Source organism: Streptomyces sp. NPDC102402, from assembly GCF_044765765.1.
Taxonomy (GTDB): Bacteria; Actinomycetota; Actinomycetes; order Streptomycetales; family Streptomycetaceae; genus Streptomyces.
Genome location: NZ_JBIWKR010000007.1, coordinates 11,287 through 22,968 on the forward strand (window position 1 = coordinate 11,287; position 11,682 = coordinate 22,968).

At 74.0% G+C, this 11,682-nt stretch carries 6 protein-coding genes; 1 reads left to right on the forward strand and 5 read right to left on the reverse strand.

The annotated features are described in order from the left end of the window. Window positions 1-9: 9 nt before the first annotated feature. Window positions 10-453 carry a roadblock/LC7 domain-containing protein gene (locus ACIRJR_RS21070; RefSeq protein WP_403782919.1) on the reverse strand — a complete coding sequence of 148 codons (444 nt, stop codon included), beginning with the start codon at window positions 451-453 and terminating at the stop codon, window positions 10-12. Next, window positions 450-3,248 carry a nitrate- and nitrite sensing domain-containing protein gene (locus tag ACIRJR_RS21075; RefSeq protein WP_403782922.1) on the reverse strand — a complete coding sequence of 933 codons (2,799 nt, stop codon included), beginning with the start codon at window positions 3,246-3,248 and terminating at the stop codon, window positions 450-452. The genes ACIRJR_RS21070 and ACIRJR_RS21075 overlap by 4 nt, the downstream gene beginning before the upstream one ends. A gap of 507 nt (window positions 3,249-3,755) precedes the next feature. On the opposite strand from ACIRJR_RS21075, the gene ACIRJR_RS21080 reads away from it, so the two are divergent. Beyond that, entirely contained in the window at window positions 3,756-4,295 is a 540-nt protein-coding gene (locus ACIRJR_RS21080; protein ID WP_403782925.1) for a hypothetical protein, read from the forward strand. 51 nt (window positions 4,296-4,346) lie between these two features. Here ACIRJR_RS21080 and ACIRJR_RS21085 read toward each other — a convergent pair whose 3' ends face one another. The 3 genes from ACIRJR_RS21085 to ACIRJR_RS21095 all read right to left on the reverse strand — a co-directional run bounded on the left by ACIRJR_RS21085 (window position 4,347) and on the right by ACIRJR_RS21095 (window position 11,652). Further along, window positions 4,347-9,077, reverse strand: a complete 4,731-nt coding sequence (locus ACIRJR_RS21085) for a hypothetical protein (protein WP_403782928.1) — start codon at window positions 9,075-9,077, stop codon at window positions 4,347-4,349. 66 nt (window positions 9,078-9,143) lie between these two features. Beyond that, entirely contained in the window at window positions 9,144-10,055 is a 912-nt protein-coding gene (locus tag ACIRJR_RS21090) for a hypothetical protein (protein WP_403782931.1), read from the reverse strand. Between the two features lie 70 nt (window positions 10,056-10,125). Then, window positions 10,126-11,652, reverse strand: coding sequence for a hypothetical protein (locus ACIRJR_RS21095; protein WP_403782934.1), 1,527 nt, complete (start codon window positions 11,650-11,652; stop codon window positions 10,126-10,128). Window positions 11,653-11,682: the final 30 nt, after the last annotated feature.

Sequence of the window (11,682 nt, forward strand, 5' to 3'; positions counted from 1 at the left end):
CCCCTCGCCTCACCCTCCGGCGGGCAGACCGGTGGTCCTGGGTGCGTTGGCCAGGTGGGCTCCCACGCGCTTGACCATCAGGGTCATCTCGTACGCCACCTGTCCGACGTCGGAGTCGGAGTCGGCCAGGACGGCGAGGCAGCTGCCGTCGCCGGCCGCGGTGACGAAGAGGAAGGCCTCGTCGAGCTCGACCACCGTCTGCCGGACCCGGCCGGCGTCGAAGTGGCGGCCCACGCCCTTGGCGAGGCTGTGGAACCCGGAGGCGACGGCGGCCAGGTGCTCGCTGTCCTCGCGCGTCAGGTCCTGGGACGTGCCGGTGGCGAGGCCGTCGCTGGACAGGACCAGCGCCTTGCGGATACTCGCGACGCGCTCGACGAGTTCGTCGAGGAGCCAGTTGAGCGGGCCGGAGCCCTGGCGTGCGGCGTCATGTGCTGCGGCGTTCGGTGCGGTCATCGACCGTCCCCTCCCGGAGTGGTTCCTGGTGCTGTCTCGCCGGGGCCGGTCGCGTCCTCGGCATTCTGCCGACGGCCGCGCTGCCAGCCGCGTTGGAGCGAGGCCATGCGATTGCGTACGTCGTCCGCGTCACGTTCGAGGTCGTCGTCGGTGTCCGCGGCGGCGTGGCCGGAAGTCCGCCCTGCGGAGTCCTCCCGGAGCTGTGGGGCGAGGTTCGCCTGCCGGACCCTGCGGGGAAGGCCGCCGACCGTGTCCGTCGCGGACGGCTCCGAGGCGGACCTGGCCCGGGCCCGGCCCGCGTCGGCCGGGGAGGCTCCCGGGTCGGGCTCGGTGGCGGATCCGGAGCCGGGGGACGGGGAGAGGCTGTCGGGTGCGCTCCGGTGGGAGCGGGCTCCGTCCCCGATCCGGCGGCCCTGGTCGCTGACGAGCGTCGGCGTCTTGCGGCGGGGCAGCGGCACCGGGCCGGCGGGCCGCATCGGCCGGACGTCGGCGGAGCGGCCGTCCGACGCGTCGAAGGCCTGCTGGTGCTGTTCCCGGTCGGCTTCCCTGCGCAGATCGCGGGCCCTGAAGATGCCGCCCCGCTCGCTCTCGGTGTCCTCGAGATCGGACACCCCGTCGAGGACCGGGCCGAGCGCCGGATCGAGCTCCCGGTCGAGCGCCCTGTCGGCGAACCCGAGGCTTCCCACCGGGCCTTCGAGCTCGACGGGGCCGTCGAGCACGGACGGGTCGGTGAGGCCGGTAGGGACCGGTGCGAGCCCGGAGGGCCTGCCGGGGATGTTCGTGTCGGCGACGCCGTCCCTGCGGGCCTTGTCGCTGCCGGGCGCGTCGCTGCCCGGCCGGCCGCTTCCGATCGCCTTCTCGGCACGCCGGTCCAGGCGGAAGCCGGTGCCGTGGGTGTCGGGGGCGTCGGTGAGCAGCTGCGCGGGAATGAAGACGACCGCGGTCGTGCCTCCGTACGGTGAGACCTGCAGCGACACCCTGACGTTCTGCCGCTGCGCGAGACGGCTGACGACGAAGAGACCGAGGCGGTCGGTGTCGGAGAGCTCGAAGTCGGGGGTCTCGGCGAGCCGCAGATTGGCGTCCAGGAGGACCTCCGGTGCCATGCCGAGGCCGCGGTCGTGGATCTCCAGCGTGAAGCCGTTGGCCACCCGTTCGCCGTGCACCTGGACCGCGGTGTGCGGGGGCGAGAACACCGTGGCGTTCTCCAGCAGTTCGGCGATCAGGTGGGTGAGGTCGGCGACGGCCGGGCCGCCCACGCCGATGCGGGGCAGGCGCCGGACCTCGACGCGCTCGTAGTCCTCGACCTCCGCGACCGCGGCCCGTACCACGTCCATCAGCTGGATGGGCTTCCGCCACTGCCGGGAAGGGGCCGCCCCGGAGAGGATCACGAGGCCTTCGGCGTGGCGACGCATGCGGGTGGTGAGGTGGTCGAGGCGGAAGAGGTCGGCCAGCTCGTCGCTGTTCTCGGTGCGCCGCTCCATGGTGTCCAGGAGGGTCAGCTGACGGTGCAGGAGCACCTGGTTGCGGCGGGCGAGGTTGACGAAGACCTCGGAGACGCCCCGGCGCATGTCCGCCTGCTTGACCGCGGCCTCGACGGCGGCCCGCTGAAGGGTGTTGAGCGCCTGCCCGACCTGGCCGATCTCGTCGCGCTCGTAGCTGAGGTGGGGAGCCTCGGTCTCCACGTCGACCTGCTCGCCCGCGGCGAGGCGCCGCATCACGCTGGGCAGCCGTACCCCGGACACCTCGTGGGCGTCCTTGCGCAGCCGTGAGAGGTCGCGGACCAGTTCACGTCCCACGCGTACGGAGACGAAGACGGAGACGAGCAGGGCCACGAACCCCAGGACACCGGCGACGCCCGCCCGCACCAGGACGCGGTAGCCGGCGGGTTCCGCGCGGTCCTGGAAGCGGTTGGACATCTCGGTGCCGTCGTTGGCCAGGTGCTCCAGGACGGGCGGGGCCACGTCCTGCCAGCGCTCCGCGTCGACGGCGCCCGGCTTCGTGACGGGGCCGGCGGCGATGAGAGCCTGCTCGGTGGTCCGCAGCGGCTCCGTGTCGGGGCTGCGCCAGTACTGCTCCATGCGCGCGCGTTCACTGCCCGGCAGGAGCTCGAGGTTGACCTCGTACAGGAGCGTGCGGCTGGCGGCGAGGTCGGAGACGACGCGGAGTTCGGGGGCGCCGAGCCGCCCGGCGACGAGGCCCGAAGCGATCAGGGCGTCCTCGCGGGAGAGCATCTCGCGGGCCCGGGAGATGCCGACCAGGGCCCGGACCTGCTTGTCCATCGATACGTTCTCCATCGTGTGGAGACCGTTCAGGAAGCGGTAGCAGGGGTCGACGAGACCGTTGTAGAAGTCGAGGGCCCTGGTCCGGTCGATGGTGCGCTTCTCGACGGAGCCGCGCAGTGCGTCCAGGCCGTCGATCTCGCTGAGGATCGAGTCGAGCCTGGCCTCCGACTCCGGACTCAGCTTGTCCCGGATGTCCTTGCTGCTCGCGCTCCGCCTGACGTCGGCCACGACCCGGTCGGTCGCGGCACGCCTGCCGCGCAGCAGGGGCAGGGCGTCCGAGGCCCGGGGGTCGGCGAGGAAGACGAGTGTCTGGCGGCGTTCGCTCTGGACGGCGCGGATGGTGTCTTCCAGGGGGTGGCCGACCTGTTCCACGATGGCACTGGCGCCCATCAGCTCACCGGCCTCGCGGCCGGTGACGTAGGTGGCGAAGACCCAGAGACCCGTGAGGGAGGCGAGCGGCACCAGGAGCAACGCCACGATCTTCCTGCGGATGGACTTCCCGCGAAAGCGCATGGCCTCCCCCAGCTCGGCCCCGCACGCGCGGGGTGGTCGTGTCGGTTCCCGGTGGTTCCGGCTGCCCGGTTTTCCAGGTTGTTCCGGTGTTCCTGCGACGGTCCACCGCGCACCGGCCGGTGTTCCGTCAACAAACGGCGCGAGCCTACTACTGACTTGCCGGTAACTCGAAGACGTGTCCGGACGCTTTCCGGCCGTTCGCCCCGGAGTTGCTCACCAGTTGTCCTGGTATTCCCTGAGAGGAAGTTCGCGAAAGCGACAGAGAACTCCAGGCCGGACGCGGTGCATCCCCACAAGGCAGTTGGCTGGAATTCTTTGTTCCGTGACCCTTTGGGGCTGGTTGCGACCTACCGGCGGGAATCTTCGCCGCCTGGCGTTCGTCCACACGTACGGGGCAGAAGAACCTCACGGGGGTACGTGTGACAGGCGAGCGGCTCCGCCCGCGTAGAACGGGCGTGAGCCGGGCAGCCACCCTTGAGTCGGACAGTGGTGGGGAGTTGAAGGACCTTGGACACGGAAGAGCGCCGGGGCACGCCGCAGGCGCCTGCCGCCGGTGCGTCACGGGGAGCCGGCGGAACCGCCGGTGCGTCACGGGGAGCGGCGGGTGCGTCACGGGGAGCGGCGGGTGCGTCACGGGAAGCCCCGGCGGCTGCCGAGATCCCGCGGCAGCTGTGGGTGGAGGAACCCGCGATACGGCGGAGGATGCCGGATCCCGTGCGGACGGCCGCGGTGCGCGCCGTCCTCATCATGTCGCTGACCATCATCCAGGCCGTGGTCGCGTTCCTGTGCACGCTCGCCGGCTCGTGGCTCGCCTTCCCCATGGTGCTGAGCGGTGTGGCGGGCACAGTGGTCGCGACGTGGTCGGTGCTGGACGTCTGGGTGACCCGGCAGGTGTGGAACCAGCGCCACGGCGTGGTGTCCGTGCCCAGCAGCACGGCGCGCCGCATGCGCCGGGAGCGCCGGGTGGCCCGGCGCGCCGCCCGGGCCCGGGTGCGCGCGGAGGACCGGATACGGCGCCGGGGCGAGGGCCGGCTCTCGCGGGCCTGACCGCCCGCACCCGCGCGGGGCCGGCCGGCCCCGCCGCGCCCGGCCTCTGCTCTACCGCTGCTCCGAGGACCGGGCCGTCCCGCTCCGCGCGTCCGTCATCTCCGTGCGCATCTCCGGGACGGCGGACGCGGCCCCGCTCGCGGTGGCGCTCCGCTTGAACATGCGGGTCGCCGTGATCTCACCGTGGACGGTCTCGCCCTCGGGGTCCTGCTGGGGCAGCCCCGGCCTCAGATGCTCCTCGACACTGATGTACTTGAGCCCCGCCCGGAGGTCCGCGTCGTTGCGGAGCCGGATGACGAGCGGGAACTCGGCCAGCGCCGTGGTGTCGAACAGGCCGGTCGTGTAGAGCAGCTGGACCCCCAGCGCATCGGAGACCGCACGCTGCAGCTCCAGGAGATACGTGGCGTTGGCACGCCCGATGGGGTTGTCGAGGAAGAGCGTGCCCGCGTGACGGTGCCGGTCGCGGCCCCTGTCGTTGCTGCGCAGTGCCGCCATCGTGCAGTACAGCGCGATGGCCGCGGTGAGCAGCTGGCCGCCGGAGAAGACGTCGCCCATCTGTCCGACCGGGACGCGCTCGGCGCGCAGTACCGCGTCCGGCTTGAGGATCTCCACGGCGATGCCCTTGGGCCGGAGCGCCGCCTGGACGCCGCGCAGCAGGAGGGACATGCCGTCCCTGCGCAGGTCGGAGTTCTTCTTGAGGGCCGCGTGGGTGGCCTCGTCGATGACCTCGCCGAGCCTCTCGGTGAGCGTGGCCTGGTCGGGTTCCTCGAAGCGGATCCGGAGGAATTCCTGGCCTGACCACTCCCCCAGGCCTTCGGGCAGCTGGGAGAGCCGCTGGGCGGAGCGGAGCGTCGTGAGGGCCGAGTCCACCAGGCCGCGGAGCCGGTCGACGATGGAGTCCCGGTTGCGCTCCAGCTGGGCCAGCTCGTCGGTGAGCACGCGCAGCCTGGGCGCGAAGGCCGCGGCCCACTTCGCGGCGTGGTCGGGCAGTGAGGCCGCCGGGAGTTCCCTGATCTGCTGCCGGGCCGGGGTGCGGACCTGCTCGTAGCGGGTGGAGTTGGCGTGCCGGACGAGGACGTCGCCGGCCTCGCGTACGGCGCTCTCCGCGGCCGAGAGGTCGGTTGCGCAGCCTCGCAGGGAGCGGCGGGCCTCGGCGGCCGACTGCCTGGCCTCGTCGAGGGTGCCGGGGTACGGGTCGGGGGTCTCGGTCTCGTCCTCGGCGCCGTGGTCCCTGAGGAGGTCGCGCAGGAGTGCGGCGGTCTCGTCGAACCCGCTCGCGGAGTCCTCGGCGGTGCGGTGGGCGCGCAGGAGTTCGGCGTGGGCGGCGCGCGCGGTGTCCAGGGCGGCGGTGGCGGAGGCCAGCTCGGCCGTGGCCGTACGGAGGAGGGTCTGGGCCTGGTCGGCGTCGGCCGGGGCGAGCTCGTCGGGGAGCTCGGTGTGGTGGGGCGCCTCGTCTGCGGGGGCGAGGCGCTCGGCCTCGCCGCGCAGCCGGCCGAGCTGCTCACTGGCCGTGGACGCCCTGGTCTCCAGGACCTGGACGTGGGACTCGGCGCGGGCCGAGGCCGCCTGCCGCGAGGGGCCGTCCGCGCCGTCGGTGCCCTCGAGGAGCTGGGCGGCGCGGGTGCGGACCTTGTTGGTGAGGCGGTCGAGCTCGGCCAGGGCGGCGCTCTCGTCGCTCTCGGCGCGGGCCTGCTCGGCACGCAGGTCGGCTCCGACGCCCACCTTCTCGTACAGCCGGGAGGCCGCCCGGTATGCCTCGCGCAGGGCGGGCAGGGAGGTACGCGCGGTGGAGGCGTCGGGCTCGGGCAGCGTCTCCGGCACGCCCGCGATCTCGGCGCGCTCGGCACGCAGGGCGCGGGCGGTGCGGTGGGCGTCGTCCGCAGCACGCTGGGCCGCCCTGCGGTCCTCGTCGGCGGCACGTGCCCGTTCCAGGCACGACGTGGCGCGTGCCTCGGATTCCGCTGCCTCGTCCGTCAGTTCGCGCAGACGCGCCTGCCAGCCCGCCCGGTCGCGGAGGCGGTGGGCGAGCCCGGCGAGCGCGTCGGCGGCGCGTCGGGCGCGCTGGGCCGCTTCCTGCCTCTCGTCGCGGACGCGTGCGGCGTCCGCGGCGGCCTCGTCCGCCTCGGCGCGCTCGGCGCGGGCCTCCGCGAGGGCGGCCTGCGCCGTTTCCGCCGCGGCACGGGAGGTACGGGCGGCTGCGCCGAGCTCGGCGAGCATGCCGGGCGGGCAGTCCGCGCGCCAGGAGCCGATGCGGGCGGCGAGCGACCGGTCGGCGGTGAGCCGGGCGGCGAGCGACCGGATGTCCTCGTCACGCGCGGCTGCCCGGGCCCTCAGCGCCTGGCGTTCCTCGTCGGCGGCGAGTTCGTCGTGCATCGCCGGGTTCGGCGGGACGAGGAACACGTCGTCCGCACCGGCGCCGCCGGATGCCGGTACGGGTGCCAGGAGAGCCGCGGTGGTACCGACGGCCACGGCCGACCGGGGCAGTAGCGCGGCGGCGGCGAGCACCTCGCGGGCGCGGGTGTGCGCGGCCGGGTCGGTGATGACGACGCCGTCGACGAGTTCGGACCGGGCGGCCAGGACCGCGGCGTGGTCGGCGGGGTCGACGGCCTGGGCGAGGTACCGCCAGCCGGGCAGGGCGGGGATGCCCTGCTCGCCGAGGTATTCGACGGTGGCGAGCACGTCGGGTCCCGGCGGGAGCAGGCCGCCGTCTCCGAGTGCGCCGAGGATGCGTGAGTCGTCGGCGGCCGCGGTGCGCAGGTCGAACAGCCTGCGTTCCGCGGTGGCGATGCCCTGGTCGAGGAGTTCGCGCAGTTCGTCGGCGCTGCTGTCGAACTCCTCGGCCGTGAGCGCCTGGGGGTCCTCCGGGGCCTCCGGCGCGGCGTCGCCGCTCTCGTCGACGGCGGCGGTGCCCCGGCGGGGGCGCGGGACGCCGGCTGCCGCGGGAAGGCCCAGGAGGTCGGCGAGGCGGTGGTCGGCGGCGATCGACTCGGCGGCCCTGCGCTCGGCCTCGTAGGACTGTTCGGCGGCTCCCGCGGCGTCGGCGGCACGGGCCGCGGCGAGCTCGGTACGGCTCTCCGCCGCCGCGGCTTCCCTGGCCCGGTCCGCGGTGGACCGGGCGGCTTCCCGCGCGGTGTCCCAGGCGGCGACGGCGGTCCTCTCGGCGTCGTTCGCGGCGAGGGCCGCGCGGGCCGGGTCGGCGTCCGGCGCGGTGTCGTCGAGCCAGCCCGCCCGTACGGCTTCGGCGGTCTCCTGTTCGACCTCGGTGAGGCGCTGGCGCAGGTGGCCTGCCTCGCTGCGGGCCCGCTGGGCCTCCGTGGCGGCGGTGGTGGCGTCGCGGTGCGCCGTCTCACCGGTGGTCTGGAGGGTCGCGGAGCGCTCCTCCTCCTCGTCGGCCACCCTCTCCCCCGCCTCGGCTGCGGTGTGCAGGGCGCGTACGAGGTCGGCGGCGGCCGTGGCCCGTGCGGCGAGGGCGGGAGCCGCGTCGCGTTCGGCCTCCCGGATGGCGACGGCGACGCGGGCCGAGCGGTCGGCCGCGGCGCGGTGGCGCAGGACCGCTTCGGCGGCCTGCCAGGCGGCGTGCAGGGTGCGCGCCTCGACCAGCTCGCGGCGCTGGGCTGCCGCGCTCCTCTCTGCGGCGGTCAGCGCCAGGGAGGCGTGCCGGTAGGCCAGTTCTGCGGCGATCAGGTCCCTGTGGCCACGGGCGGTCTCGGCCTCGGTGACGGTGTGGGCCGTGGCCGTGACCTGCTCGGCTAGTTCGGAGGTCCGGACCCGTTCCTCGGCTGCGCGGCCGGAGAGCCGGCGGGCGAGGGTGCGGGTGCGCCGCTCGGCACCGGCGTGGACGTCCCGGCTGAGGGCCCTCGTCGCGGTGGCTTCGACGATCCGGCCCAGGAGGTCGACGGACCCCTCGGTGAATTCGCACTCCGCGGTGAGCTCGGCCCGGCGGCCCAGCTTGTTCCCGAAGCCGCTGACGAGGTCGGCGAGGCCGTCCGTGTCGCGGGTGTCGGTGACGGCCCGCAGCAGCAGGTCGGTGAAGTCGGAGTCCTTCTTCACGGCGAAGAGACCGGCGGCCTCGCCCTCGTCGGCGTTCATCTCGCGCTGGTAGCGGAAGAGTTCGGGGTCCAGCCCGAGGTCGCCGAGGTGCTCGTTCCAGCGGTCGTGGATCTCCTCCCAGTGCACGTCCAGGTGCGGGTAGAACTTGCCGGCGTCGGTGAGGGCGTCGCGGAAGCCCTTCATCGTGCGGCGCCTGCCACGGGCTCCCGAGACGCCTTCGGCGGGGCGGCCCACCGAGGTGGCCTCCGCGACGGGGAGGCTGTCGAGGCTGAGACCGGGCCCGGGGCGGAAGGAGTACCAGGCCTCGGCGAACTTGCGGGGGTCGTTGGAGACCTGGCGGCCGCGCCATTCGCTGACCTTGCCGACCACCACGCACTCGCCGGTGAGCGTGTGCTGCCATTCCAGGGCGACGTGTCCGCAGTCGTCGGCGAGCAGGAACTTGCGCAGAACGCCGGAGCTGGCGCCGCCCAGGGTGTTGCGGTGGCCCGGCAGCATCACCGAGAAGATCAGCTTGAGCAGGACCGACTTGCCGCCGCCGTTCTCCAGGAACAGGACGCCGGCGGGCGCGGGGCGGCGCGGGGGGCCGACGGGCTCGTCCTCGAAGAACTCCGCCTGGGCCGGCGCGGGCCTGGGCACGGGCTCGCCGACTCCGCGCAGGTCGAGCACGGTGTCGGCGTAGCGCGCACCGGCGGGCCCGATGGAGTAGAGGCGGACCCGGGACAACTCGTACATGGCGGCGGACTCTCGTCGTTCAGGCGGCGGGCGGGCAGCTGGTGGGGGCGGCGGGTCGGGCGGGAATCAGGAGTGGAAGGGGAGTCCCGCGTCGGCGGCCATGTCCAGGCCTTCGGCGTCGGGCGGGGGCAGCAGCGTGGCGGAACCGTCCGTGACCGGGACGACGCCGAGTTCCAGCAGCTCGGCCATGGCGGCGCCGCCCGCCATGTCGCGGACCTGGAGCTGGTAGCGGGCCGTGGTGCGGTAGGCGCCGCCCGCGTCGTCGCCGGTGCGCTGGAGGAAGCCCGAGTCGGTGAGGAAGGCGACGGCCTTGCCGATGATGCCCGTGGTGGATCCGGCGAGGCGGCGGGCGTCCTTGGTGGCTCCGGTGGCGCTGCGCCGGGCGTAGACGCGCCACCCCGATTCCAGGCCGGGGGCGTCGGTGGAGGGGTCGGTGTTGTCGCCCTGCTCCTCGGCCCTTTCCTCCAGACGCCGGCAGGCCTGGCGGACGAACGCGTCGACGCCGTTGACCGTGATGCGGCCGATGTAGGAGTCGTCGGCCAGGTCCTCGGGCCTGGGGAAGGCCATGGCGGCGACGGCGAGGTGGGCGAGACCGTGCAGGAAGCGGTCGGCGGAGTCGGAGGAGGCGCGCCGGGCGTAGTCGCCCATGCGGACGGCGAAGACCGAGTCCTCACCCGCGGTCACGGCCATCCCCGCGCGGGTGGAGACCTCCAGGACGACGAGTCCGAGCCCGGTGGCGACCGCGTCGGCGAGTCGAGCGAAGGCGGGTTCCTCACGGTAGCGGCGGAGCAGGTCGGTGTATTCGGCGTCGCGGGCCGGCATCAGTCTGGGCTGGAGCCCGAAGGAGACCAGCCGGGCCGCGTCGGCCGCGTCGGCGGGGGTGACCGTGGCGGGAGCGGCCGGCCGTGCGGGATCGGCCGCGTGGGCGGGGGGCGGGTCACCCCACGCCTCGGCGTGCTCGGCGTACTGCTCGCTCAACTCGGTGGCTCCTCGGTACGGGTGCCGCGCTCGGGCGGCAGTGGGGGGCGGGTGGTCGGGCCGGGGACGCTCACGAGGCGTCCTTGCGGTCCGCGGCCATGCCCGCCGCGTCCAGCAGGGCCATGCCCACTATCAGGTCGGCCCCGCCGAACTCGTGGTCCTCGAGCGGGGTGCCGTCGTCGACGGCGAAGAGCAGTCTGCGTTCGCCCTGGCGGTAGGCCGTACCGACCGGCGGGCTCGCGGCGTGGACGGCGAGCAGGGCGACCAGGTAGGGCAGCTCGGGGTCGCGCAGCCGGGCCTCCGCGAGGAGTCCGGAGAGGCGTCGGGGGGCGTCGTGCTCCAGATCGAGGAGATCCATGGCGTGCCCGAGCTGCTCCTCGCTGAACCGGCTGTCGTCCGGGGTCGCGATGAGGTCGGGCTCGGGCATCTCCGCGCCCAGGTGTTCCCGCTCCACGGGGGGCACGAGCAGCAGTTCGACGAGGTCGGCGACACGGACCGAGGCGGGCGTGCGCAGCCCGGTGCCGTGCGCGAAGAACGCGTCGGTGGCCCGGATGGCCTGCTCGACGGGAAGCGGCAGGAGCGGCACGACGAGCTGTCCGTACAGGTCGAGGCCGGCCTGCGCGGTGGGGGTGGCGAAGGCCTGTCGGTCCTGCTCCGCGCGGAAGAGCGGTCCCGCCTCCAGCAGTCTGGACTGGAGCTGGGTGTGGCGGCGGATGCAGTCCTTGACGATGTCGACGAGCTCGGCGGCACGGCGTTTGTGCTCCGGTTCCTCCGCCTCGTCCCTGGCCTTGCGGATGTTGGTGAGGATCGCGTTCTCGTGGCGGTAGCGGTCGGCGACGTGGTCCAGCGCCTCGGTGATCATGTCGGGTACGGCGTTGAGCCAGTCGACGGCGCGGACGTTGCGCCGGGTCGCCTCCAGGGTCCTGCGGAGGGTCTCGGCGTACTGCACGGTGCGGTAGCGGGCCTGCTCGGCGGCGAGCTGGGCGTCGGCGAGGCGGCCTCGGCTGATGAGGACCTCAAGCTTCACCTCGGCGGCGATCTGGGCGCTGGTGACGTCCGTGTCGAGGGCGCCGACCAGGACGTTGACCGCCTCGTCGGTGGCCCGGAGGTAGACGCTGCCGCCGTGGCCCGGGACCTCCTCGATGAGCTTGAAGTCGTAGTCCCTGCGGACGTAGACGCCGTCGGGCCCGAAGGTGCCGTACACCGCGCGGAAGCCGCGGTCCACGCTCCCGACGTTGATGAGGTTCTCCAGGACCCAGCGCGCGACCCGCTCGTGTTCGGTGACGGACCGGCGGGGTGCCTGGGCCGCGACCCGCGGCAGGAGTCTGGCCACTATCTGGTCGTGGTCGGCACCGGTGTCGAAGTCCATGTTGAGGGTGACGAGGTCGATCGCGGCGAGGGCGACCTCGGCCATCGCGTAGACGGTGTACTCGCCGGCCAGATTCGCCTTGCGCACGTCGAGGTCGTGCAGGGGGGCCGTGCAGGCGAGCGCGCGCAGCCGACGCGAGAGCCCCTCGTCGGCGGCGGGTCCCGGGGCGGGCCTCGGTCCCGCGCTGAGCTGGGGCGCAGCGGTGTGGGTGTCGGCAGGCGAAGTCACGCTGCACAGATTAGGTCCTCGCACCGACAA

What these genes read in the sequence shown, in the direction of transcription:
- ACIRJR_RS21070 (WP_403782919.1), bottom strand. Translation starts at nt 453, where the DNA reads ATGACCGCACCGAACGCCGCAGCACATGACGCCGCACGCCAGGGCTCC.
- ACIRJR_RS21075 (WP_403782922.1), bottom strand. Translation starts at nt 3,248, where the DNA reads ATGCGCTTTCGCGGGAAGTCCATCCGCAGGAAGATCGTGGCGTTGCTC.
- ACIRJR_RS21085 (WP_403782928.1), bottom strand. Translation starts at nt 9,077, where the DNA reads ATGTACGAGTTGTCCCGGGTCCGCCTCTACTCCATCGGGCCCGCCGGT.